This is a genomic window from Pseudomonas sp. B16120, from assembly GCF_044218845.1.
Classification (GTDB): domain Bacteria; phylum Pseudomonadota; class Gammaproteobacteria; order Pseudomonadales; family Pseudomonadaceae; genus Aquipseudomonas; species Aquipseudomonas paracarnis.
Window position 1 is genome coordinate 6126429 of sequence record NZ_CP162588.1, and the last position, 22807, is coordinate 6149235.

Annotated in this window: 24 protein-coding genes and 1 pseudogene; 17 read left to right on the top strand and 8 right to left on the bottom strand. The window is 60.5% G+C overall.

The features are described from left to right. Positions 1–160: 160 nt before the first annotated feature. Positions 161–1654 (bottom strand): aldehyde dehydrogenase, encoded by a 1494-nt coding sequence (locus AB4P90_RS28715; RefSeq protein WP_003195472.1) that lies wholly within the window; start codon positions 1652–1654, stop codon positions 161–163. Positions 1655–1884: 230 nt separating this feature from the next. On the opposite strand from AB4P90_RS28715, the gene AB4P90_RS28720 reads away from it, so the two are divergent. Next, on the top strand, positions 1885–2247 hold the full coding sequence (locus tag AB4P90_RS28720) for a cupin domain-containing protein (RefSeq protein WP_014720478.1): 363 nt from the start codon (positions 1885–1887) through the stop codon (positions 2245–2247). Between the two features lie 149 nt (positions 2248–2396). Here the strand turns inward: AB4P90_RS28720 and rpmG are convergent, their stop codons facing one another. Further along, positions 2397–2552 carry a 50S ribosomal protein L33 gene (gene rpmG, locus AB4P90_RS28725; protein WP_003176906.1) on the bottom strand — a complete coding sequence of 52 codons (156 nt, stop codon included), beginning with the start codon at positions 2550–2552 and terminating at the stop codon, positions 2397–2399. An 11-nt stretch (positions 2553–2563) separates the two neighbouring features. Then, positions 2564–2797 carry a 50S ribosomal protein L28 gene (gene rpmB / locus AB4P90_RS28730; RefSeq protein WP_003176907.1) on the bottom strand — a complete coding sequence of 78 codons (234 nt, stop codon included), beginning with the start codon at positions 2795–2797 and terminating at the stop codon, positions 2564–2566. 457 nt (positions 2798–3254) lie between these two features. Between rpmB and AB4P90_RS28735 the strand changes: the two genes are divergently transcribed. Continuing rightward, on the top strand, positions 3255–4847 hold the full coding sequence (locus AB4P90_RS28735) for an ABC transporter substrate-binding protein (protein ID WP_014720479.1): 1593 nt from the start codon (positions 3255–3257) through the stop codon (positions 4845–4847). A gap of 54 nt (positions 4848–4901) precedes the next feature. On the opposite strand, the gene radC is transcribed toward AB4P90_RS28735, so the two are convergent. Beyond that, positions 4902–5576 (bottom strand): DNA repair protein RadC, encoded by a 675-nt coding sequence (gene radC / locus AB4P90_RS28740; protein ID WP_014720480.1) that lies wholly within the window; start codon positions 5574–5576, stop codon positions 4902–4904. A 142-nt stretch (positions 5577–5718) separates the two neighbouring features. Here radC and coaBC point away from each other — a divergent pair, with 142 nt between their 5' ends. The 4 genes and pseudogenes from coaBC to argB all read left to right on the top strand — a co-directional run bounded on the left by coaBC (position 5719) and on the right by argB (position 9975). After that, the gene (gene coaBC, locus AB4P90_RS28745; RefSeq protein WP_003195481.1) at positions 5719–6927 is read left to right on the top strand and encodes a bifunctional phosphopantothenoylcysteine decarboxylase/phosphopantothenate--cysteine ligase CoaBC; all 1209 of its coding nucleotides are present in this window, start codon (positions 5719–5721) and stop codon (positions 6925–6927) included. 5 nt (positions 6928–6932) lie between these two features. Next, complete coding sequence (dut, locus tag AB4P90_RS28750; RefSeq protein ID WP_014720481.1) at positions 6933–7388, top strand: dUTP diphosphatase; 456 nt, start codon at positions 6933–6935, stop codon at positions 7386–7388. 254 nt (positions 7389–7642) lie between these two features. Next, positions 7643–9049: pseudogene (locus tag AB4P90_RS28755) on the top strand (phosphomannomutase/phosphoglucomutase); the annotation flags it as partial. 20 nt (positions 9050–9069) lie between these two features. Continuing rightward, entirely contained in the window at positions 9070–9975 is a 906-nt protein-coding gene (gene argB / locus AB4P90_RS28760) for an acetylglutamate kinase (protein WP_003213275.1), read from the top strand. Positions 9976–10141: 166 nt separating this feature from the next. Here argB and pyrE read toward each other — a convergent pair whose 3' ends face one another. Continuing rightward, complete coding sequence (gene pyrE, locus AB4P90_RS28765) at positions 10142–10786, bottom strand: orotate phosphoribosyltransferase (RefSeq protein WP_014720483.1); 645 nt, start codon at positions 10784–10786, stop codon at positions 10142–10144. An 82-nt stretch (positions 10787–10868) separates the two neighbouring features. Here pyrE and AB4P90_RS28770 point away from each other — a divergent pair, with 82 nt between their 5' ends. Then, positions 10869–11648 carry an exodeoxyribonuclease III gene (locus AB4P90_RS28770; RefSeq protein ID WP_003195493.1) on the top strand — a complete coding sequence of 260 codons (780 nt, stop codon included), beginning with the start codon at positions 10869–10871 and terminating at the stop codon, positions 11646–11648. A gap of 59 nt (positions 11649–11707) precedes the next feature. Here AB4P90_RS28770 and AB4P90_RS28775 read toward each other — a convergent pair whose 3' ends face one another. Further along, on the bottom strand, positions 11708–12076 hold the full coding sequence (locus AB4P90_RS28775; RefSeq protein WP_003195495.1) for a DUF4870 domain-containing protein: 369 nt from the start codon (positions 12074–12076) through the stop codon (positions 11708–11710). Positions 12077–12098: 22 nt separating this feature from the next. After that, positions 12099–12821 carry a ribonuclease PH gene (gene rph / locus AB4P90_RS28780; protein WP_003195497.1) on the bottom strand — a complete coding sequence of 241 codons (723 nt, stop codon included), beginning with the start codon at positions 12819–12821 and terminating at the stop codon, positions 12099–12101. Between the two features lie 286 nt (positions 12822–13107). Between rph and AB4P90_RS28785 the strand changes: the two genes are divergently transcribed. From AB4P90_RS28785 to AB4P90_RS28810, 6 genes are all read left to right on the top strand, one after another. Next, on the top strand, positions 13108–13971 hold the full coding sequence (locus AB4P90_RS28785) for a YicC/YloC family endoribonuclease (RefSeq protein ID WP_014720484.1): 864 nt from the start codon (positions 13108–13110) through the stop codon (positions 13969–13971). Positions 13972–13981: 10 nt separating this feature from the next. Beyond that, positions 13982–14602: a guanylate kinase gene (gene gmk / locus AB4P90_RS28790; RefSeq protein WP_019818119.1), complete on the top strand. Its 621-nt coding sequence runs from the start codon at positions 13982–13984 to the stop codon at positions 14600–14602. 167 nt (positions 14603–14769) lie between these two features. Beyond that, a complete protein-coding gene (gene rpoZ / locus AB4P90_RS28795; RefSeq protein WP_003195508.1) occupies positions 14770–15033 on the top strand; it encodes a DNA-directed RNA polymerase subunit omega in 264 nt (87 codons plus the stop codon). A 60-nt stretch (positions 15034–15093) separates the two neighbouring features. Continuing rightward, complete coding sequence (gene spoT, locus AB4P90_RS28800) at positions 15094–17199, top strand: bifunctional GTP diphosphokinase/guanosine-3',5'-bis pyrophosphate 3'-pyrophosphohydrolase (protein ID WP_003195510.1); 2106 nt, start codon at positions 15094–15096, stop codon at positions 17197–17199. A gap of 24 nt (positions 17200–17223) precedes the next feature. Continuing rightward, complete coding sequence (locus AB4P90_RS28805) at positions 17224–17604, top strand: RidA family protein (RefSeq protein ID WP_003176922.1); 381 nt, start codon at positions 17224–17226, stop codon at positions 17602–17604. A 56-nt stretch (positions 17605–17660) separates the two neighbouring features. Beyond that, positions 17661–18401 carry a hypothetical protein gene (locus AB4P90_RS28810; RefSeq protein ID WP_014720485.1) on the top strand — a complete coding sequence of 247 codons (741 nt, stop codon included), beginning with the start codon at positions 17661–17663 and terminating at the stop codon, positions 18399–18401. A 125-nt stretch (positions 18402–18526) separates the two neighbouring features. On the opposite strand, the gene AB4P90_RS28815 is transcribed toward AB4P90_RS28810, so the two are convergent. Further along, entirely contained in the window at positions 18527–19378 is an 852-nt protein-coding gene (locus AB4P90_RS28815; protein ID WP_020302849.1) for an SDR family oxidoreductase, read from the bottom strand. A 188-nt stretch (positions 19379–19566) separates the two neighbouring features. On the opposite strand from AB4P90_RS28815, the gene exbB reads away from it, so the two are divergent. From exbB to AB4P90_RS28835, 4 genes are all read left to right on the top strand, one after another. Beyond that, entirely contained in the window at positions 19567–20550 is a 984-nt protein-coding gene (gene exbB / locus AB4P90_RS28820) for a tonB-system energizer ExbB (protein WP_032873316.1), read from the top strand. Between the two features lie 6 nt (positions 20551–20556). Then, entirely contained in the window at positions 20557–20982 is a 426-nt protein-coding gene (gene exbD / locus AB4P90_RS28825; protein WP_003195519.1) for a TonB system transport protein ExbD, read from the top strand. Continuing rightward, complete coding sequence (locus AB4P90_RS28830; protein ID WP_003195521.1) at positions 20979–21725, top strand: energy transducer TonB; 747 nt, start codon at positions 20979–20981, stop codon at positions 21723–21725. The genes exbD and AB4P90_RS28830 overlap by 4 nt, the downstream gene beginning before the upstream one ends. A gap of 156 nt (positions 21726–21881) precedes the next feature. Then, positions 21882–22802, top strand: a complete 921-nt coding sequence (locus tag AB4P90_RS28835; protein WP_003195523.1) for a hydrogen peroxide-inducible genes activator — start codon at positions 21882–21884, stop codon at positions 22800–22802. The last annotated feature ends 5 nt before the right edge of the window (positions 22803–22807 follow it).

The window sequence follows — 22807 nt, forward strand, 5'->3', positions numbered from 1 at the left end:
TAATTCTGCTTCGCAAAACGAACTGTAGGAGCGAGCTTATGTGGGAGCTGGCTTGCCTGCGATACAGACGCCTCGGTGTGTCAGCCACACCTCAGTGATGCTATCGCAGGCAAGCCAGTTCCCACACAGGCTCGCTCCTACAGGGGATCAGCAGTGTTGCTTAGAGCTTGATCCAGGTCGCCTTCAGCTCGGTGTACTTGTCGAATGCATGCAGCGACTTGTCGCGGCCATTACCCGACTGCTTGAAACCACCGAACGGTGCGGTCATGTCGCCGCCGTCGTACTGGTTAACCCACACGCTGCCGGCGCGCAGAGCCTTGGCCGTCAGGTGTGCCTTGGAGATATCCGCCGTCCACACCGCCGCAGCCAGGCCGTATTGGGTGTCGTTGGCGATGGCGATGGCTTCTTCGGCGCTGTCGAAAGTGATCACCGACAGGACCGGGCCAAAGATCTCTTCCTGGGCGATCTTCATGGCATTGGTCACGCCGTCGAAAATCGTCGGCTCGACGTAGGTGCCGCCGGACTCTTCCAGGGTGCGCTTGCCACCCGCGACCAGCTTGGCGCCGTCGGCGTGGCCGGCTTCAATGTACGAAAGCACGGTGTTCATCTGTTGCGTATCCACCAATGCACCCACAGTGGTGGCTGGGTCCAGTGGATTGCCGGGTTTCCAGCCCTTGAGGGCCTCGATCACCAGCGGCAGGAAGGTGTCTTTGATCGAACGCTCGACCAGCAGGCGCGAGCCGGCAGTGCAGACTTCGCCCTGGTTGAAGGCAATGGCGCTGGCGGCGGATTCGGCCGCCGCTTGCAGGTTCGGCGCGTCGGCAAACACGATGTTCGGGCTCTTGCCACCGGCTTCCAGCCATACACGCTTCATGTTCGACTCGCCGGAGCGGATCAACAGTTGCTTGGCGATCTTGGTGGAGCCCGTGAACACCAGGGTATCGACGTCCATGTGCACCGCCAGGGCGTTACCCACGGTGTGGCCATAGCCAGGCAGCACGTTGAACACGCCTTTTGGAATACCAGCCTCAACGGCCAACGCGGCGATGCGGATGGCGGTGAGCGGGGATTTTTCGGACGGCTTCAGGATGACAGAGTTGCCGGTGGACAGCGCCGGGCCGAGTTTCCAGCACGCCATCATCAACGGGAAGTTCCACGGCACGATGGCGCCAACAACACCGACGGGCTCGCGGGTCACCAGGCCCAGTTGATCGTGGGGCGTGGCGGCGACTTCGTCGTAGATCTTGTCGATCGCCTCGCCGCTCCAGCTCAGGGCTTGCGCCGCGCCGGGGACGTCGATGTTCAGGGAATCGCTGATGGGCTTGCCCATATCCAGGGTTTCAAGCAGCGCCAGTTCTTCGGCGTTAGCCTTGAGCAGCGCGGCGAAACGGATCATGACGGACTTGCGCTTGGCCGGTGCCAGGCGCGACCACACGCCGGAATTGAAAGTGGCACGCGCATTTTCCACGGCGCGCTGGGCATCGCTGGCATCACAGCTGGCGACAGTGGCCAGCAAGCGCCCATCCACCGGGCTGATGCATTCGAAGGTGTCACCGGAAACGGCGGCGGTGTATTCGCCATTGATATAGGCGCGGCCTTCGATCTTCAGAGCCTTGGCGCGTTGTTCCCAGTCGGCACGGGTCAGGGTGGTCATGCGAGTGTCCTCCTCTTATTGAATACAAGGGCCTGGGAGGTTTATCCCGGCGCCATCACGAATGCTTGCCCGACCAGCCTGCTGTTCGGCTCAAGGCAGCTGCCACCCTAAACCAGCGGCTGGGGATGTTTCAATATATTTGACATAACGGCGGCAAACGCCCTTGCGATGTTCATTTTAATAAACATAGACTTTGGACTCTCCAACCGCAGGCCAGACGGGAAATGCACATGAGCATCCAGGACATCGTCGATTTCAGCCAAGCCAACACCGCCCCCGAACGCTACCGCCCTGCCGCCGAGAAAATCCTCAAGGGCGATCCCGAGCAGACACTCTACAACCACTACAACAGCCCATGCGGCCAGATGAACGCCGGCGTCTGGGAAGGTGAAGTGGGCCAGTGGAAGGTCAACTACACCGAGCATGAGTACTGCGAGATCGTGCAAGGCGTGTCGGTGTTGCGTGATGCCGAGGGGAATGCCAAGACCCTGCGGGCCGGCGATCGCTTTGTGATCCCTGCCGGTTTCAGCGGTACCTGGGAAGTGCTGGAAGCGTGCCGCAAGATCTACGTGGTGTTTGAAGAGAAAGCCTGATCATTGATTGATCGACAACGGGACGCTAAGCGTCCGAGACGGCATTCCCACGCAGAGCGTGGGAACGATCAGCAGAGCGTGGGAACGATCAGGCAAAAAAAAGCCCGCATCGTGAGATACGGGCTTTTTTTCACAAGGAGGAAAATCAATTACTTGATTTTGCCTTCTTTGTAGATCACGTGCTTGCGAACGCGCGGGTCGAACATTTTCTTTTCGAGCTTGTCCGGGGTAGTACGCTTGTTCTTGTCGGTAGTGTAGAAGTGACCAGTACCGGCGCTAGAGATCATTCGAATCAATTCACGCATGATAGAGCTCCTTAGATCTTGCCAGCGGCGCGGATTTCGGCCAGCACGACAGTGATGCCACGCTTGTCGATAATACGCATGCCTTTAGCAGATACGCGCAGACGCACGAAACGTTTCTCTTCTTCAACCCAGAAGCGGTGATGCTGCAGGTTCGGCAGGAAACGACGACGGGTTTTGTTATTTGCGTGGGAAATGTTATTCCCAGTCACCGGACCCTTACCGGTAACTTGACAGACTCTCGACATGCCTCAGCCCTCTAAAACCACATGCCCAACCCGGCATGGGTTGGCCGCTTAATCTCTCAGTCATTTGGCGCCAGGCGCCGCGTTTCTTTAGGGTCTTACCGGCTACACCTACAGTGAAGGAACCGGGCCCCTAGAAAAGAGCGCTGCTTTATACCAGAAAGACCCCAGTGCAACAACAACCTGTGTACTTTTAGCAGCGTAAATCTTGGCCACAAGTGCCTGAACCGCTGCCAGGAGGGGCCGCTGTAACAGCCGACCGCTCGTCGCACAGAATGATTTACAACGCCTGCGGTCACAGGGAAGTGCACGGCGAAACACGCTGAGGCGCCATCAAAACAGCATTTTGGCCAAAAGCACAGGCAAAAATGGGCTAGTCATTTATCAATCAGACCTCTACGGTAGGCTTTTTCCAGACTGCACTCGCAGATGGGCCTTCGATCTGCACAGGAAACCGAATATGCGCCTCGCTGCCCTACCGCTATTGCTTGCCCCTCTCTTTATTGCGCCGATGGCCGTTGCGGCCACCAACTTGAGCGTATGCACCGAGGCCAGCCCCGAAGGCTTCGATGTGGTGCAGTACAACTCACTGACCACCACCAACGCCTCGGCCGACGTGCTGATGAACCGTTTAGTGGAATTCGACGCGGCCAGTGGCAAGTTGGTACCGAGCCTTGCAGACAGCTGGGAAGTGTCGCCCGATGGGCTGACGTACACCTTCAAACTGCACCCCGATGTGAAATTCCATCGCACCAGTTATTTCAGCCCAAGCCGCACCTTGACCGCCGAAGACGTGCGCTTCAGCTTCGAGCGCATGCTCGACCCGGCCAACCCGTGGCACAAGATCGCCCAGAGCGGCTTTCCTCACGCCCAATCCCTGCAATTGCCCACACTGGTCAAGAAAATCGACGCCCTTGACCCACTGACCGTGCGCTTCACCCTCGACCATGCCGATTCCACCTTCTTACCAGCACTGAGCATGGGCTTTGCCTCGATCTATCCGGCTGAATATGCCGATAAATTGCTCAAGGCCGGCACACCCGAGAAGCTCAACAGCCAGCCAATCGGCACCGGCCCGTTTGTGTTCGTGCGTTTCCAGAAAGATGCCGTGGTGCGTTACAAGGCCAACCCGGACTACTTCGCCGGCAAACCGGCGGTGGATAACCTGATTTTCGCCATCACCCCGGACGCCAACGTACGCCTGCAGAAGCTGCACCGCGATGAATGCCAGATCGCCCTGTCACCCAAGCCCCTGGATGTGGGCGAGGCCGAAAAAGACTCGGCGCTGAAGGTGGAAAAAACCGCCGCCTTCATGACCGCGTTCGTCGCCATCAACAGCCAGCACCCACCGCTGGACAAGCCCGAAGTGCGCCAGGCGATCAACCTGGCCTTTGATAAGGGCAGCTACCTCAAGGCCGTGTTCGAAGGCACCGCCGAAGCAGCCAACGGTGTCTACCCGCCGAACACCTGGAGCTATGCCAAGGAGTTGCCAGGCTACCCGCAGGACCTCGCCAAAGCCAAGGCGCTGCTGGGCCGCGCCGGGCTCAAGGACGGCTTCAAGACCACAATATGGACCCGCCCTACGGGCAGCCTGCTGAACCCCAACCCGAACCTCGGCGCCCAACTGTTGCAGGCCGACCTGGCCAAGGTTGGCATCCAGGCCGAGATTCGCGTGATCGAATGGGGCGAGTTGATCCGCCGCGCCAAGGCCGGCGAGCACGACTTGCTGTTCATGGGCTGGGCCGGCGACAACGGCGACCCGGATAACTTCCTGACGCCGCAGTTCTCATGCGCAGCGGTGAAGTCCGGCACCAACTTTGCCCGCTATTGCGATCCCACCCTGGATAAGTTGATCAGCGCGGGCAAAACCACCAGTGAGCAAGGTGTGCGCAGCAAGCTGTATCAGCAGGCCCAGGCGCAGATCCAGCAACAGGCGCTGTGGCTGCCACTGGCGCATCCGACGGCGTTTGCCTTGACCCGCAAGAACATCCAGGGGTACCAGGTAAGCCCGTTCGGGCGCCAGGACTATTCGAAAGTCAGCCTCAAGCCCTAAGGCACACTCCCACCTGTAGGAGCGAACTTGCTCGCTCCTACAGAGGCCGGACCGTTACAACCAACCGTATTCAGCCATCGACAGCGGGTCGCCATCGCCCACGATGATATGGTCCAGCACTCGCACATCCACCACGTCCAGCGCCTTTTGCAGCAGCTTGGTCAATTTTCGATCAGCCGCGCTGGGCTCCGCGCTCCCCGACGGGTGGTTGTGGCACAGGATCAACGCCGCCGCGTTGTACGCCAAGGCGCGCTTGACCACTTGTCGCGGATAGACAATCGCAGCGTCGATGGTGCCCTGGGAAATGACCTCGAACCCCAGCACCCGATGCTTTGAGTCCAGAAACAGGCAGCCGAATATCTCATGGGGCTCATGGCGCAGCAGCGCCTTGAGGTACTCGCGCACGGCCAACGGGCTCTCCAGCACCGAGTCAGCCCGCAAGCGCTCAGCCAAGTGGCGCCGGGACATTTCCAGCACCGCCTGCAGTTGGGCGAACTTCGCCGGGCCCAGCCCCAGATGCTGGCTGAACAACGTCTGGCTGGCCTCCAGTAACGGGCGCAGGCCACCGAATTGCGCCAACAGATGGCGCGCCAGATCCACCGCACTTCGCCCGGCAACCCCCGTACGCAGGAAAATCGCCAACAGCTCGGCATCGGACAGGCTCGCTGCGCCGCCTTCCAATAATTTCTCCCGCGGACGCTCCGCCACGGGCCAATCACGAATACTCATCCCACCTCCCTGTATCTGCTCCGCTGTTGCCCGGCGGGCGCTGTGTTATCGTAGGGCCCTCTTTTTTGCCGGCGATTTCACCTGGGGAGGGGTCATCGCAGGCGTCACTGAACTGGCATCACTGAACTGGAAAGGCAAACCAATGCAGCGTCTGTATCGGAAACGCATCGTTCTCGGCGTCGGCGGCGGCATTGCCGCCTACAAGAGCGCAGAGTTGGTTCGCAGGCTCCTGGACCAGGGCGCCGAAGTGCGCGTGGTCATGACCCGTGGTGGCAGTGAGTTCATCACCCCGCTGACCATGCAAGCCCTGTCCGGCCACCCGGTTCACCTCGACCTGCTGGACCCGGCAGCAGAAGCCGCCATGGGCCATATCGAACTGGCCAAATGGGCCGACCTGGTGCTGATCGCCCCGGCCACTGCCGACCTGATCGCCCGCCTGGCCCAGGGCATTGCCGATGACCTGCTCACCACCCTGGTATTGGCCACCGACGCCACCGTCGCTATCGCTCCGGCCATGAACCAGGCCATGTGGCGCGACCCGGCCACCCAAGCCAATACCCAACTCCTGCAAACCCGCGGCCTCAAGGTGTTCGGCCCGGCGTCCGGCAGCCAGGCCTGCGGCGACGTCGGCCTGGGCCGCATGCTCGAAGCCACGGACCTCGCACAATGCGCCGCCGAGTGCTTCCAGCACCTGGCCCTGACCGGCAAGCACGTGCTGATCACCGCTGGCCCAACCCAGGAAAACATCGACCCGGTCCGCTACATCACCAACCATAGCTCAGGAAAAATGGGCTTCGCGTTGGCAGAAGCCGCGGTCGAGGCAGGCGCACGGGTCACACTGATCACAGGTCCCGTGCATCTGCCGACCCCTGATCGCGTCACGCGGATCGACGTAGTCAGCGCCCGGGACATGTTGGCGGCCTGCGAAGCCGCCATTCCCTGCGACCTGTTTATCGCCTCGGCAGCGGTTGCGGATTACCGCCCGGAGGTCGTGGCCCCGCAGAAGCTCAAGAAAGACCCTACGAGCGGCGACGGCCTGCTCCTGCAAATGGTGCGTAACCCGGACATCCTGGCCACCATCGCAACCCGTCCAGACCGTCCGTTCAGCGTCGGCTTCGCTGCCGAGACCGAGCACCTGCTGGACTACGCCGCACGCAAACTGAAAGACAAAAACCTCGACCTGATCGTTGCCAATGATGTCGCCAACCCGAGCATCGGCTTCAACAGCGAGGAAAATGCGTGCAGCGTGATCGACCGCGAACTGCACGCCACCCTTTTCGCCCAGACCAGCAAGGGCAAGATTGCCCGCCAACTGATCTCTTTTATCGCCCAACGGCTGAACCAGGTTTAATGTCCATGCACGCTTTGCAAGCCAAGATTCTCGACCCACGCCTCGGCAACGAATTCCCTCTGCCGGCGTACGCCACGCCGGGTTCCGCCGGCCTGGACCTGCGCGCCATGCTCAAAGAGGACACCGTCCTTGAGCCGGGCCAAACCATCCTGATTCCCACTGGCCTGTCGATCTATGTCGGCGATCCTGGCTTGGCGGCGCTGATCCTGCCGCGCTCCGGCCTGGGTCACAAACATGGCATCGTGCTCGGCAACTTGGTCGGCCTGATCGACTCCGACTACCAGGGCGAGTTGATGGTGTCGTGCTGGAACCGTGGCCAGACTGCTTTCAACATCGCCGTCGGCGAGCGCATCGCCCAACTGGTATTGGTGCCGGTGGTGCAGGCGCATTTTGAATTGGTGCAGGAATTCGATGAAACCCAACGCGGCGCAGGCGGTTTTGGGCATTCCGGCAGTCACTGACTAAGCTGAACGTGGCCGGATGCAATCGTCCGGCCACGCGCCACCGCCCGGCTTTTCAGGATGAAGAATGCGCGGAAATAATCATCGAGATTTCTCTAATGAAATCAAAGGACTACGTAAAAATAATGCTAGCGCCGAAGCGCCGATGGCATTTTTACACCACGAACTCTCTGCCGAAAACGCCGTCATACCCTTCAGTTTGAGCCTGCCGGCCAGCCACATCAGGCCCGCCTTGCCCCCTTTCAGATGGAGTTTCCCCCGCGATGAGTACCGCAGCCCGCGTAGCCCCGACCTTTCCCAACAGCATTTTTCGCGCCTATGACATCCGTGGTGTGGTCCCCAAGACCCTGACCGCCGAAACCGCCTACTGGATCGGCCGCGCCATCGGCTCCCAGAGTCTGGCCCAAGGCGAACCCAACGTTTCGGTAGGCCGTGACGGCCGCTTGTCTGGCCCGGAGCTGGTCGAGCAACTGATCCAGGGCCTGGCTGACAGCGGCTGCCACGTCAGCGACGTCGGTCTGGTGCCAACCCCCGCGCTGTACTACGCCGCCAACGTACTGGCGGGCAAATCCGGGGTCATGCTTACCGGCAGCCACAACCCGTCGGACTACAACGGCTTCAAGATCGTCATCGCTGGCGACACTCTGGCCAATGAGCAGATCCAGGCCCTGCACACCCGCCTGAAGACCAACGACCTGACCCGCGGCACAGGGACCATCACCAAGGTTGACATCCTGCAACGCTACTCCGATGAAATCACCCGTGACGTCAAGCTCGCCCGCCGCTTGAAAGTCGTGGTGGACTGCGGCAACGGCGCAGCGGGTGTGATTGCCCCGCAATTGCTCGAAGCCCTGAACTGCGAAGTGATCCCACTGTTCTGCGAAGTGGACGGCAACTTCCCCAACCATCACCCAGACCCGGGCAAACCGGAAAACCTGGTGGACCTGATTGCCAAGGTCAAGGAAACAGGCGCCGACGTCGGCCTGGCGTTCGATGGCGACGGCGACCGTGTGGGCGTGGTGACCGAAACCGGCGAGATCGTGTTCCCGGACCGCCTGTTGATGCTGTTTGCCCGCGACGTGGTTGCGCGCAATGCCAACGCCGAGATCATCTTCGACGTGAAATGCACGCGTCGCCTGACGCCATTGATCAAGGAGTACGGCGGTCGCCCTCTAATGTGGAAGACCGGTCACTCGTTGATCAAAAAGAAAATGAAGGAAACCGGCGCGCTGTTGGCCGGTGAAATGAGCGGCCACGTGTTCTTCAAGGAGCGCTGGTTCGGGTTTGACGATGGTATTTACAGCGCCGCTCGCCTGCTGGAGATCCTCAGCAAGGAAAAATCCACGGCCGAAGAGCTGTTTCAGACCTTCCCAAATGATATTTCTACGCCAGAGATCAATATCCATGTGACCGAGGAGAGCAAATTCAGCATCATTGACGCATTGCACGATGCGCAATGGGGTGAAGGCGCCAACCTGACCACCATTGATGGTGTGCGAGTCGATTACGCCAAAGGCTGGGGCCTGGTTCGCGCGTCCAACACCACACCGGTGCTGGTCCTGCGTTTCGAGGCGGATACCGAGGCTGAGTTGCAGCGCATCAAGGACGTGTTCCACGCCCAGTTGAAACGTGTTGCCCCTGATCTCCAATTACCGTTCTGATTTTTTGCCCGGAGCCCTGAATGACCCTCGAACGCGAAGCCGCTGCCAACACCGCCAAGGTCCTGTCCGAAGCGTTGCCTTATATTCGACGCTACGTCGGCAAGACGCTGGTGATCAAGTACGGCGGCAATGCCATGGAAAGCGATGAGCTGAAAACCGGCTTTGCGCGCGACATCGTGCTGATGAAGGCCGTAGGGATCAACCCCGTGGTTGTCCACGGCGGCGGCCCGCAAATCGGCGACCTGCTCAAGCGGTTGTCCATCGAGAGTCACTTCATCGATGGCATGCGCGTCACTGACGCGCAAACCATGGACGTGGTGGAAATGGTCCTCGGCGGCCAGGTCAACAAAGACATCGTCAACCTGATCAACCGCCACGGCGGCAGCGCCATCGGCCTGACCGGCAAGGATGCGGAACTGATCCGCGCCAAGAAACTGACCGTGACCCGCAAGACGCCGGAGATGACCCAGCCGGAAATCATCGACATCGGCCAGGTGGGCGAAGTCATCGGCATCAACACCGATTTGCTCAACCTGCTGGTCAAGGGCGACTTCATCCCGGTAATTGCGCCGATCGGCGTGGGTGCTAATGGCGAGTCCTATAACATCAACGCCGATCTGGTAGCCGGTAAGGTGGCGGAAGCACTGAAGGCTGAAAAGCTGATGCTGCTGACCAACATCGCCGGCTTGATGGACAAGGAAGGCAAGGTACTGACCGGCTTGACTACCCAGCAGGTAGACGACCTGATCGCCGACGGCACCATCTACGGCGGCATGTTGCCGAAGATCCGTTGCGCACTGGAAGCGGTGCAGGGCGGCGTCGGCAGCTCGCTGATCCTGGATGGCCGCGTGCCAAATGCAATCCTGCTGGAAATCTTCACCGATACTGGTGTGGGCACGCTGATCAGTAACCGCAAGCGTCCTTAACCGCTGCAAAGCAAAAAGCCCCGCTCAATCGAATTGAGCGGGGCTTTTTGTTTGTACACAGTTCAAATGTGGGCGCTGGCTTGCCTGCGATGACGGCAGTACATTCTAAAATGCACCGCCTGACACACCGCTATCGCGGGCAAGCCCGCTCCCACAGGATTCAGTGTCAGACGCCGAACTGCTCGCGGTAGGCACGCACCGCCGGCAAATGCTGCTTGAGCTGCGGGTCATCTTCCAGGAACTGCAACACCTGGTTCAACGACACGATGCTCACCACCGGAATGCCGAAGTCACGCTCCACTTCCTGGATCGCCGACAACTCACCGTTGCCGCGTTCCTGACGGTTCAAGGCGATCAGTACACCGGCAGCCTTGGCGCCGTCCTGGGAAGCGATGATCTGCATCACTTCACGGATAGCAGTACCCGCGGTGATCACGTCATCGATGATCAGCACCTCGCCGGTCAATGGCGCGCCGACCAGGCTGCCACCTTCACCATGGGCCTTGGCTTCCTTACGGTTGAAACACCACGGCAAGTCCTGCCCGTGATGCTCCGCCAGCGCTACCGCCGTCGCCGCTGCCAGGGGAATACCCTTGTAGGCCGGGCCAAAGAGTACGTCGAAGGAAATACCGCTCTCAACGATGGCTGCCGCATAGAAACGGCCCAGCTGAGCCAGGGCCGAACCTGAGTTGAACAGGCCCGCATTGAAGAAGTACGGGCTGGTGCGCCCGGACTTGAGGGTGAACTCACCGAAGCGTAAAACGCCGCGATCGATGGCAAAACGAATGAAATCGCGCTGATACGCCTGCATGAAAAAAGCCTCAGATACCACGGATTTAGCTAATTGGGTGGACGGCGTGTATCATACACGCACGCGATTTTTGGGGCCATTTATGCGGATCATCAGTGTGAACGTTAATGGTATTCAGGCTGCAGTCGAGCGTGGTTTGCTCAGTTGGCTGCAAGCACAGAATGCCGACGTCATCTGCCTGCAGGACACCCGTGCCTCCGCCTTTGAACTGGACGACCCAGCCTTCCAACTGGATGGCTACTTCCTTTATGCCTGCGATGCCGAAGTGCCCACCCAAGGTGGCGTGGCTTTGTACTCGCGGTTGCAACCCAAGGCGGTCATCAGCGGCCTCGGCTTCGAGACAGCCGACCGCTACGGGCGTTACCTGCAAGCCGATTTCGACAAGGTCAGCATCGCGACCTTGCTGCTTCCTTCCGGGCAGAACGGCGATGAAGACTTGAACCAGAAATTCAAGCTAATGGACGATTTCGCCCGTTACTTGGATAAACAGCGACGTAAACGTCGCGAGTACATTTATTGTGGCTCGCTGTACGTGGCGCAACAGAAGCTGGATATCAAGAACTGGCGCGACAGCCAGCAATCCCCAGGCTTCCTGGCGCCGGAACGCGCCTGGATGGACGAGATTGTCGGCAACATGGGCTATGTCGATGCCCTGCGCGAAGTCAGCCGCGAAGGCGACCAGTACAGCTGGTGGCCAGATAACGAACAGGCTGAGATGCTCAACCTGGGCTGGCGTTTCGACTACCAGCTGCTGACCCCAGGCCTGCGCCGGTTCGTACGCAGTGCACGCCTGCCGCGCCAGCCGCGCTTCTCGCAGCACGCGCCGCTGATCGTGGACTACGACTGGACATTGACCATCTGAGGTCGTTTTCCAGGCACAAAAAAACCGACACTGATGTCGGTTTTTTTGTGGCCGTTCGGTTACTTGACCAGGCGCCAGGTCCACGGATAGCGATAGGCAATGCCTTTGTTGGCCTTGATACCGGCGATGATCGTCAGTATCAACGCCCCGATCACCAGCACGGTCATCAGCAAGAAGCCAACAACCACGAAGCCCAACAAGAGGCACACCAGCCAGGCGATCGCCACGGTGATCTGGAAATTCAGCGCCTCCTTGCCCTGGTCATCGATGAGCGGGTCCATGTCCTTCTTGAATTGCCACAGGATCAACGGCCCCAGCAAGCTGCCGAAGGGGAATACCAACCCCAGGAATGCCGCAAAATGACACAACATTGCCCACTGGCGTACTTCCTTGGACGGGGCCGGGACCGGCAACTGGCTGTCATTCATGGCGCTTCTCCTTGGGGCCGGCTCAGTCAGCCAGCGCGGCGTTCTGCAATTCAAAGATTTCGGTCATGCCTTTCTGGGCCAAGGCCAGCATGGCGTTCAGCTCAGCCGGCTGGAATGGCGCGCCTTCGGCAGTGCCCTGCACTTCGATGAAACCACCGGTGCTGGTCATGACCACGTTGAGGTCGGTCTCGGCGGCCGAGTCTTCCAGGTAGTCCAGGTCCAACACAGGCTCGCCCTGGTACATGCCAACCGACACAGCGGCGATCATCTGCTTGAGCGGGTCACCCGCTTTCAGGCCGCCACGCTTCTTGATCACTTTCAGTGCGTCGACCAGGGCCACCATGGCGCCGGTGATGGACGCCGTGCGGGTGCCGCCATCTGCCTGGATCACGTCGCAGTCGACGTAGAGAGTCACGTCACCCAGCTTGGACATATCCAGGGCAGCACGCAGGGAACGGCCGATCAAGCGCTGGATTTCCAGGGTACGCCCGCCTTGCTTGCCACGGCTGGCTTCACGCTGGTTACGCTCGCCAGTCGCGCGCGGCAGCATGCCGTATTCAGCGGTCAACCAACCCTGGCCCTGGCCCTTGAGGAAGCGCGGCACGCCGTTTTCGACGCTGACAGTGCAGATGACCTTGGTATCGCCAAACTCGACCAGTACGGATCCCTCGGCGTGTTTGGTGTAGTTGCGGGTGATGCGGATCGAGCGGAGCTGATCGGCAGCGCGACCACTTGGACGTTTCATAGGGGATACCTGTACTGAGGACGAAAAACTGCCGAGCATTATAGAGCCGCAAGCCGGTTCGGGGCACTTCTAAAAAATCCGGTTACCAATGCCCGGGTTTGGGCGCCTACCTCCCACTGCGCTACAATCCTGCGCCTCCAGACTGTAGGAGCGAGCTTGCTCGCGAAAAACGCCAACAATTACGGGGGCTTCCTGATTCAGCGCGGCGCCTTGCGTTCTTCGCGAGCAAGCTCGCTCCTACAGGTCGGCCTGGCCAATTTCTATTTATCCAACGCGAGGTACCTCCATGGTGCACAGCATGACCGCCTTCGCCCGTGTCGAAAAAGCCGGGACCCAAGGCACCCTCAGCTGGGAACTGCGCTCGGTCAACAGCCGTTACCTGGAGCCGCACCTGCGCCTGCCAGAGTCGTTCCGCGACCTCGAAGGCGCCGTGCGTGAAGCGCTGCGCCAGGGCATTTCCCGTGGCAAGCTGGAATGCACCCTGCGCTTTACCGAAGAAACCACCGGCAAGCCGCTGCAGGTCGACCGCGACCGCGCCGCCCAACTGGTGGCCGCTGCCGAAACCATCGCCGGCCTGATCAAGCAGCCGGCCGCATTGAACCCTCTGGAAGTATTGGCCTGGCCCGGCGTGCTGGTGGCCGACGCGGCTGACCCACAGGCCCTGAATGCCGAAGCCCTCGCCCTGTTCAACCAGGGCCTGAAGGAACTCAAGGCCGGCCGTGAGCGCGAAGGCACCGAACTGGCGCGCCTGATCAGCGAGCGGCTGACATCGATCGAAGCCGACGTAGTGACCCTGCGTGAACTGGTACCGCAGATGCTCGCCACCCAGCGCCAGAAGGTCCTAGACCGCTTCACCGACATGAAGGCCGACCTCGACCCGACGCGCCTGGAACAGGAAATGGTCCTGCTCGCACAGAAGAGCGACGTGGCCGAAGAACTCGACCGCCTGAGTACCCATATCCTTGAAGTGCGCCGCGTACTCAAGTCGGGCGGTGCCGCCGGTCGGCGCCTGGACTTCCTGATGCAGGAACTCAACCGCGAAGCCAATACACTGGGCTCCAAGGCGTTCGACCCGCGCAGCACCACGGCGGCGGTCAACCTCAAAGTGTTGATCGAGCAAATGCGCGAACAAGTACAGAATATTGAGTAAGGCAACCTCCATGACCCACAGCACCGGCACCCTTTACATCATTTCCGCCCCTTCGGGCGCGGGCAAGAGCAGCCTGGTCAAGGCCTTGACCGACGCTGACGAGCAGATCCGCATTTCGGTCTCGCACACCACCCGCGCCATGCGCCCGGGCGAGGTAGACGGCGTGCACTATCACTTCGTCGAGCGTACCGAGTTCGTCAAGATGATCGAACACGGTGACTTCCTGGAGCGCGCCGAAGTGTTCGGCAACCTCTACGGCACCTCGCAGAGCCACCTGCAACAGACCCTGGACGAAGGCCACGACCTGATTCTGGAGATCGACTGGCAGGGCGCCGAGCAAGTGCGCCAGCTGATGCCCAAGGCGCGCTCCATCTTCATCCTGCCGCCCTCGCTCCAAGCCCTGCACCAGCGTCTGACCAACCGTGGCCAGGACAGCGACGAGATCATCGAAGGTCGCATGCGTGAGGCCGTCAGCGAAATGAGCCACTACGTCGACTACGACTACCTGATCATCAATGACGACTTCACCCACGCATTGGACGATTTGAAGGCGATTTTCCGCGCCAACCAACTGCAGCAAAAGCGCCAACAGCAGCGTTTCGGCAAATTACTCGCCGAATTGCTCGGTTGATTGGCGCTTCCCAAAACAGCTGCAAGGGCCTTACATTGGCACTTGTAGCGGTTTTGCGAAGGCCTGCGAAAAATCAGCGCTTCCCTAAACGCTGGTGATTTTTTAAACTGCTCAGTCCGCTCGCCCAACCGGGCAGCGCGCATCTTGCATTCGCTCCGAGGAATACCATGGCCCGCGTAACCGTTGAAGACTGCCTAGAACACGTGGATAACCGCTTTGAGCTGGTCATGCTCTCTACCAAGCGTGCCCGTCAACTGGCCACTGGCGGCAAAGAGCCCCTGGTCCAGTGGGAAAACGACAAGCCTACCGTTGTAGCCCTGCGTGAAATCGCTGAAGGCCTGATGAGCTACGAGTTCATCGCCAACGCCGAAATCGTTGAAGACGAACCGCTGTTTGCAGCGTTCGAAGGCGAGTCCAACGAGGACGTCTAAGCCTATGCCTGGTCGACGTAGCACGGCGCGGGGTCACAGCCATCGGCAGGAGTTCACACTTTGCCGAGCATAGACGCCCTCGCCGATCGCTTATCGGCCTACCTCGGCGCCGACCAGGTCAACCTGGTTCGCCGAGCGTATTTCTATGCCGAACAAGCCCACGACGGCCAGCGCCGCCGCAGTGGCGAGGCGTATGTCACCCACCCTCTTGCGGTGGCCAATATTCTTGCCGACATGCACATGGACCATCAGAGCCTTATGGCCGCGATGCTGCATGACGTGATCGAAGACACCGGCATTGCCAAGGAAGCGCTCAGTGCGCAATTTGGCGAAACCGTGGCCGAACTGGTCGATGGGGTCAGCAAGCTGACCCAGATGAACTTCGAGACCAAGGCCGAAGCCCAGGCGGAAAACTTCCAGAAGATGGCCATGGCCATGGCCCGAGACATTCGGGTGATCCTGGTCAAGCTGGCCGACCGGCTGCACAACATGCGCACGCTGGAAGTGCTGTCCGGCGAAAAGCGCCGGCGCATCGCCAAGGAAACCCTGGAAATCTATGCGCCCATCGCCAACCGGCTGGGCATGCACGCCATTCGTATCGAATTCGAAGACCTCGGCTTTAAAGCCATGCACCCCATGCGTTCGGCGCGCATCTACCAGGCGGTCAAGCGCGCACGGGGCAATCGCAAGGAAATCGTCAACAAGATCGAAGAGTCCCTGAGCCATTGCCTGGCGATCGACGAGATCGAGGGCGAGGTCAGCGGTCGGCAAAAGCACATTTACGGCATCTACAAGAAGATGCGCGGCAAGCGCCGGGCCTTCAACGAGATCATGGACGTGTACGCGTTCCGGATCATCGTCGACAAGGTCGATACCTGCTACCGCGTGCTGGGCGCTGTACATAATTTGTACAAGCCGCTGCCGGGCCGGTTCAAGGATTACATCGCAATTCCCAAGGCCAACGGCTACCAGTCGCTGCATACCACCCTGTTTGGCATGCACGGCGTGCCGATCGAGATCCAGATCCGCACCCGCGAAATGGAAGAGATGGCCAACAACGGCATCGCCGCCCACTGGCTGTACAAGTCCAGCGGCGACGAGCAGCCCAAAGGCACCCATGCCCGTGCGCGCCAATGGGTCAAGGGCGTGCTGGAAATGCAGCAACGTGCCGGCAACTCCCTGGAATTTATCGAAAGCGTGAAGATCGACCTGTTCCCGGACGAGGTCTACGTGTTCACGCCCAAAGGCCGGATCATGGAGCTGCCCAAAGGCTCCACGGCGGTCGACTTTGCCTACGCAGTGCACACCGATGTCGGCAACAGCTGCATCGCCTGTCGCATCAACCGGCGCCTGGCCCCGCTGTCCGAACCACTGCAAAGCGGTTCCACGGTGGAGATCGTCAGCGCACCGGGCGCTCGCCCCAACCCGGCCTGGCTCAACTTTGTGGTCACCGGCAAGGCGCGTACGCATATTCGCCACGCGCTGAAATTGCAGCGCCGCTCCGAATCCATCAGCCTGGGCGAACGCCTGCTGAACAAAGTGCTCAACGGCTTCGACAGCGCCCTGGACAAGATCCCGCAAGAGCGCGTGCAAGCGATGCTCCATGAGTACCGCCAGGAAACCATCGAAGACCTGTTGGAAGATATCGGCCTGGGCAACCGCATGGCTTACGTGGTTGCGCGCCGCCTGCTGGGCGAAGGCGAACAGTTGCCGAGCCCTGAAGGCCCGCTGGCAATTCGCGGCACCGAGGGCCTGGTGCTCAGCTACGCCAAATGTTGCACGCCGATCCCGGGCGACCCGATTGTCGGCCACTTGTCCGCCGGCAAAGGCATGGTGGTGCACCTGGACAACTGCCGCAACATCACCGAAATCCGCCACAACCCGGAAAAATGCATCCAGCTCTCGTGGGCCAAGGATGTCACCGGCGAATTCAACGTCGAGCTGCGGGTTGAGCTGGAACACCAGCGCGGCCTCATCGCCCTGCTGGCCAGCAGCGTCAACGCCGCCGACGGCAATATCGAGAAAATCAGCATGGACGAACGCGATGGTCGCATCAGCGTGGTCCAACTGGTGGTCAGCGTGCACGACCGTGTGCACCTGGCCCGCGTGATCAAAAAGTTGCGCGCCTTGACCGGTGTGATCCGCATCACCCGCATGCGTGCATAACCGATCCATTACAAGGAGTCATTCATGACCAAGACAGTTATCACCAGCGATAAAGCTCCAGCCGCCATCGGCACTTATTCCCAGGCGATCAAGGCGGGCAACACCGTCTACATGTCCGGCCAGATCCCGCTGGACCCAAAGACCATGGAACTGGTTGAAGGCTTCGAAGCCCAGACCGTACAGGTCTTTGAAAACCTCAAGTCCGTGGCTGAAGCTGCCGGTGGTTCGTTCAAGGACATCGTCAAGCTGAACATCTTCCTCACCGACCTCAGCCACTTCGCCAAGGTCAACGAGATCATGGGCAAGTACTTCGAACAACCTTACCCAGCCCGCGCCGCCATCGGCGTGGCCGCCCTGCCAAAGGGTGCACAGGTTGAGATGGACGCCATTCTGGTCATCGAGTAAAACACCCGGCGCAGCCCCAAAAGGCTGCGCCGACTTCGTTTCAGAAGGATTTCGTAATGCGCAAAGCGCTTGTAGCCTCTTCGTTGCTCGCCCTGTTGCTCGGTGGCTGTGCCAGTAACCCCGCCGACCTGGATGTAAGCGGCACCTGGATCAACCAGGCCGCCATCGACGCGGCAGCCAAGGGCGGCCCTTTGCGTGAAGCCCTGCAGTCTTATGGCCCCAACCTTGAGTGGGAGGTCAACACCAAGGCCTTGCAGGCCCGCTACTACAACGGTTTTGAAGTGGCGGAAGGCAAGTTGTCGGGTGAAGAGCCCGGCGCATGGAACGTGGATTTCTATGGCAGCTCTGCCACCGAACTCAAGCGCAAAGGCAAGCAACTGCTGCAAGTGGCCAACGACAACGAGCCCGAGCAGCTGTTTGCCCGCGCCAAAGACCCGGCCCCAGAAGGCGCGCCACTGGGCGCCAACTTCGAACGCGCGCTGTACGCGGCCTATATGGGCGGCGACTGGAAGATCAGCGACGGCACCGGCAGCGGCGCCACGGTGCAGTTCCAGGCAGACGGCAAGGTCGCCGGCCTACCGGGGGTTGATCGTTATTCACTCTGTCTGGCAGGCGATTGCGCCTCCATGAGCGGCGGCTATGACAGCATCTGGCTGCAACTGAACGGCCAGGGCAACCCTTGGATCTTCGCGCGCAAGGGTGAGCAACTGGAGATCTTCCAGGCGATCAATACCGCACAGGCCGATGAAGTGCCTTCGTTTACGCCAGGCCCTCGCCAATGGTTGCTTGAAAAGTAATAAAAGCCTCACCCAAATCCAAATGTGGGAGCTGGCTTGCCTGCGATGACGGTATTACATCCAACAAAGATGTGATTGATATACCGCTATCGCAGGCAAGCCAGCTCCCACATTTTTTGCGCGCTTCAGCCTTTCAGAATCGCCGCATAGCCTTCCCGGTAAGTCGGGTATGTCGGCATCCAGCCAAGCGCCTTGATACGCGCATTACTGCATTGTTTGCTGCCAGCACGGCGCACACTTGCATCTTCAGCCCACTCGGTCACGCCCAGGTACTCGCGCAACCAGGCCACCACCTCGGCCAGTGGTGCCGGCGCATCGTCAACGCCGATGTAGACCTTGTCCAGCGAACCGCCCTTTTCCACATGCCGCAGCAAAAAGGCGAGCAGGCCCGCGGCGTCATCGGCGTGGATACGGTTGCCATACAACGGCGGGTCAATCGCTACACGATAGCCTTGGCGAACCTGAGTGAGCAGCCATTCACGACCCGGGCCGTAAATCCCGGTCAGTCGCACGATGGTCGCTGGAATACCGCTGTTGAGCGCCACCTGTTCAGCCTCCAGCATCACCTGCCCGGAATAGCCCTTCGCTTGCGTCTCGGACGTTTCGTCGACCCACTCGCCGTTTTGCTGCCCATACACACTGCTGCTGGAGACAAACAGCAAATGCTTGGGCGTCTGGCCGTAGTCTTCCAGCCACTCCAGCACATGCAGCAACCCTTGCACGTAAGCGGCGCGATAGCCGGCTTCGTCGTGGTCAGTGGCAGCGGCGCAATACACTAGGTAATCCACCCCGCCGATGGGCCAAGTGTCAGGGCAGTCCTTTTTGAACAGGTCGCCGGCGATGCCGATCACCCCGTCGGGCAGGCGCGAAATATCGCGGCGCAGGCCGTGAACCTCCCATTCCGAGGCCAGCAATTGGCTAGCCAGCCGACTACCCACATCACCGCAACCGGCAATCACAACAGAAGGCACAGACATCACAAAACTCCATTCTCAAAGGCGCAGATTAGCCGCGCGAGTGGATCAACGGCCAGTAAAAAGCGAAATAAAGTAACAGTGCCACTTTAGTTAACAAGAATTACTTGCAATAATAACCGCCCATTTGTCCTCGACCCGAAATGGTCTGGAAGGACGATCACCCATTTTTTCTCTCAGGTCCGGCCAGCATGACACGTCATACAAACCCCGCTTCGCCAACCAAGCTTCACAGCCCCTCCCGCGCCTGGCGTGCGATTGCTGCGATGCTGTTCAGCGTATTGCTGGCACCGACCGCCGCATTCGCTGACGCCACTGCCCCCGCCGCTCCGGCAGCTGCCGAGCAAAATGCCGCTACTGCGGCAACGCCTGCCGTCGCGCCAGTGGCCACCGACCCGGCCCAGGCCGCCGGCGCCGCCGCACCTGCCGACGAAACCGGCGTGGTGCTTGAGGAAGACAACACCCTGGGCATGGCCCACGACTTGTCACCATGGGGCATGTACCAGAATGCTGACGTGGTGGTGAAAGCCGTAATGATCGGCCTGGCCATTGCCTCGATCATCACCTGGACCATCTGGATTGCCAAAGGCTTCGAGCTGTTGGGCGCCAAGCGTCGTCTGCGCGCTGAAATCGTCCACCTGAAAAAAGCCACCACCCTCAAGGAAGCGAGCGAAACCGCGACCAAGAAGGGCACCCTGGCTAACCTGCTGGTGCACGACGCACTCGAAGAAATGCGCCTGTCGGCCAACACTCGCGAAAAAGAAGGCATCAAGGAGCGCGTCAGCTTCCGCCTGGAGCGCCTGGTTGCCGCCTGCGGCCGTAACATGAGCAGTGGCACCGGCGTACTCGCCACCATCGGTTCCACTGCGCCCTTCGTCGGCCTGTTCGGTACCGTGTGGGGCATCATGAACAGCTTCATCGGCATCGCCAAAACCCAGACCACCAACCTCGCCGTCGTTGCCCCTGGCATCGCCGAAGCCCTGCTGGCTACCGCCCTGGGCCTGGTTGCCGCGATTCCTGCGGTGGTGATCTACAACGTCTTCGCCCGTTCGATTGCCGGCTACAAGGCTCAGGTATCGGATGCATCGGCTGAAGTCCTGTTGCTGGTCAGCCGTGACCTCGATCACCTGCCTACCGAGCGCAGCTCGCAACCGCACATGGTGAAAGTGGGGTAATCGGCCATGGGCCTGCATTTGAATCAAGGCGACGACGAACTCGTCGAGAACCACGAAATCAACGTCACGCCGTTTATCGACGTGATGCTGGTGCTGCTGATCATCTTCATGGTGGCGGCACCGCTGGCGACCGTGGACATCAAAGTGGACCTGCCCGCGTCCAGCGCCAAGCCGGCGCCGCGGCCAGAGAAACCGATATTCCTCAGCGTCAAGGCGGACCAACGCCTGTTCCTGGGCGAAGAAGAGGTCAAGGCTGAAACCCTGGGGCCGGTGCTGGATGCCAAGACCCAAGGCAAGAAAGACACGACGATCTTCTTCCAGGCCGACAAAGGCGTGGACTATGGCGACCTGATGAGCGTGATGGATGCCCTGCGGGCAGCCGGCTACCTCAAGGTAGGCCTGGTCGGACTTGAGACGGCAGCCAAGAAATGATCACGACGCGCCACAAACTGACGCGTTATGGCACCAGCCTCGCCGTCGTGCTGGGCGTGCATGCCGTCGCGATCATCATCGCGCTCCAATGGTCCGCGCCGCAGGCGATCCAGCTGCCACCTGCCGCCATGGTCATCGACCTGGCGCCGCTGCCAGCGCCACCGCCGCCTCCAGCACCGCCCAAGGTCGTTGCGCCGCCGCCACCACCGGTCGAAGAGCTGCCCCTGCCGAAGCTGGCCGAGGCGCCCAAGCCAACGATCCAGGTGCCCAAGCCGGTCAAGCCCAAGCCTAAGCCACAACCGCCAAAGCCGGTGGAGAAGAAGCCCGAGCCGCCCAAGGAGAAACCTTCCGAGGAGCCACCGAGCGAAACGCCGCCGAGCAACGCACCTGCGCAGAAGTCCGCCCAGCCTACACCGGGCCCGTCGGCACAGCAGCTGGCCGCCCAGGCATCCTGGCAAAGCACGTTGCTGGCGCACCTGCAGAAGTACAAGAAGTACCCGCCCGGCGCCCAACGCAGTGGCAAGGAAGGTATGAACCGCTTGCGCTTCGTGGTCGATGGCGAAGGCAATGTGCTGTCCTACGAACTGGAAGGCCGCTCCGGCAACGCCGACCTGGACCGTGCAACGCTTGAGATGATCCGCAAGGCTCAGCCGCTACCCAAGCCACCGGCAGACCTGTTGAAAAACGGCAGCGTCGAACTGGTCGCGCCGTTCGTCTACAACATCGACAAGCGTCGCCGCTGACAGAGCACTGTGGGAGGGACTGGTGCCCTCCCACATTCGCTTTATTACCTCAGCAAAATTCCGACACTCCCCACTCAATCCCCAGCAAAGTTCTGATAACGTGCGTCTATCGATTGCAGCCGGTATGCTTGGCCCGCAACCTCATGGACGCCCGCTATGACTCTCACAGAATTACGCTACATCGTGACCCTCGCCCAAGAACAGCACTTCGGCCATGCAGCCGAGCGTTGCCACGTCAGCCAGCCGACGCTGTCGGTGGGTGTGAAAAAGCTTGAAGACGAACTCGGTGTGCTGATTTTCGAGCGCAGCAAGAGCGCCGTTCGCCTCACCCCGGTGGGCGAAGGCATCGTTGCCCAGGCGCAGAAGGTCCTGGAACAGGCGCAAAGCATTCGCGAATTGGCCCAGGCCGGCAAGAACCAGCTGACCGCGCCGCTCAAGGTCGGCGCGATCTATACGGTCGGCCCCTACCTGTTCCCGCACCTGATCCCGCAACTGCATCGCGTCGCGCCGCAGATGCCGCTGTATATCGAAGAAAACTTCACCCACGTGCTGCGCGACAAACTGCGCAACGGCGAGCTGGACGCGATCATCATCGCCCTGCCCTTCAACGAAGCGGACGTGCTGACCCTGCCGCTCTACGACGAGCCGTTCTATGTGCTGATGCCAGCCTCTCACCCGTGGACCAAGAAGGACACCATCGACGCCGGCCTGCTCAACGACAAGAGCCTGCTGCTGCTCGGTGAAGGCCACTGCTTCCGCGACCAGGTGCTGGAAGCCTGCCCGACCCTGACCAAGGGCAACGACGGCGCCAAGCACACCACGGTGGAATCCAGCTCCCTGGAAACCATTCGCCATATGGTCGCTTCCGGCCTGGGCATTTCGATCCTGCCGCTGTCTGCGGTAGACAGCCATCACTACGCCCAGGGCGTGATCGAAGTTCGCCCACTCACGCCGCCGGTGCCGTTCCGTACCGTAGCGATTGCCTGGCGCGCCAGCTTCCCGCGCCCCAAAGCGATTGAGATCCTCGCGGACTCGATCCGTCTGTGTTCGGTGGCCAAGCCGCCCGTTGCGAGCTAAGCCAC

Coding starts and splice junctions, on each gene's coding strand:
- radC (WP_014720480.1), bottom strand. CDS start 5,576: ATGAGTATTCGTGATTGGCCCGTGGCGGAGCGTCCGCGGGAGAAATTA.
- dut (WP_014720481.1), top strand. CDS start 6,933: ATGCACGCTTTGCAAGCCAAGATTCTCGACCCACGCCTCGGCAACGAA.
- gmk (WP_019818119.1), top strand. CDS start 13,982: ATGACCCACAGCACCGGCACCCTTTACATCATTTCCGCCCCTTCGGGC.
- AB4P90_RS28810 (WP_014720485.1), top strand. CDS start 17,661: ATGCGCAAAGCGCTTGTAGCCTCTTCGTTGCTCGCCCTGTTGCTCGGT.
- argB (WP_003213275.1), top strand. CDS start 9,070: ATGACCCTCGAACGCGAAGCCGCTGCCAACACCGCCAAGGTCCTGTCC.
- exbD (WP_003195519.1), top strand. CDS start 20,557: ATGGGCCTGCATTTGAATCAAGGCGACGACGAACTCGTCGAGAACCAC.
- rpmG (WP_003176906.1), bottom strand. CDS start 2,552: ATGCGTGAATTGATTCGAATGATCTCTAGCGCCGGTACTGGTCACTTC.
- rpmB (WP_003176907.1), bottom strand. CDS start 2,797: ATGTCGAGAGTCTGTCAAGTTACCGGTAAGGGTCCGGTGACTGGGAAT.
- AB4P90_RS28770 (WP_003195493.1), top strand. CDS start 10,869: ATGCGGATCATCAGTGTGAACGTTAATGGTATTCAGGCTGCAGTCGAG.
- exbB (WP_032873316.1), top strand. CDS start 19,567: ATGACACGTCATACAAACCCCGCTTCGCCAACCAAGCTTCACAGCCCC.
- rpoZ (WP_003195508.1), top strand. CDS start 14,770: ATGGCCCGCGTAACCGTTGAAGACTGCCTAGAACACGTGGATAACCGC.
- rph (WP_003195497.1), bottom strand. CDS start 12,821: ATGAAACGTCCAAGTGGTCGCGCTGCCGATCAGCTCCGCTCGATCCGC.
- AB4P90_RS28720 (WP_014720478.1), top strand. CDS start 1,885: ATGAGCATCCAGGACATCGTCGATTTCAGCCAAGCCAACACCGCCCCC.
- AB4P90_RS28805 (WP_003176922.1), top strand. CDS start 17,224: ATGACCAAGACAGTTATCACCAGCGATAAAGCTCCAGCCGCCATCGGC.
- AB4P90_RS28735 (WP_014720479.1), top strand. CDS start 3,255: ATGCGCCTCGCTGCCCTACCGCTATTGCTTGCCCCTCTCTTTATTGCG.
- AB4P90_RS28830 (WP_003195521.1), top strand. CDS start 20,979: ATGATCACGACGCGCCACAAACTGACGCGTTATGGCACCAGCCTCGCC.
- pyrE (WP_014720483.1), bottom strand. CDS start 10,786: ATGCAGGCGTATCAGCGCGATTTCATTCGTTTTGCCATCGATCGCGGC.
- AB4P90_RS28715 (WP_003195472.1), bottom strand. CDS start 1,654: ATGACCACCCTGACCCGTGCCGACTGGGAACAACGCGCCAAGGCTCTG.
- coaBC (WP_003195481.1), top strand. CDS start 5,719: ATGCAGCGTCTGTATCGGAAACGCATCGTTCTCGGCGTCGGCGGCGGC.
- AB4P90_RS28775 (WP_003195495.1), bottom strand. CDS start 12,076: ATGAATGACAGCCAGTTGCCGGTCCCGGCCCCGTCCAAGGAAGTACGC.
- AB4P90_RS28835 (WP_003195523.1), top strand. CDS start 21,882: ATGACTCTCACAGAATTACGCTACATCGTGACCCTCGCCCAAGAACAG.
- AB4P90_RS28815 (WP_020302849.1), bottom strand. CDS start 19,378: ATGTCTGTGCCTTCTGTTGTGATTGCCGGTTGCGGTGATGTGGGTAGT.
- AB4P90_RS28785 (WP_014720484.1), top strand. CDS start 13,108: ATGGTGCACAGCATGACCGCCTTCGCCCGTGTCGAAAAAGCCGGGACC.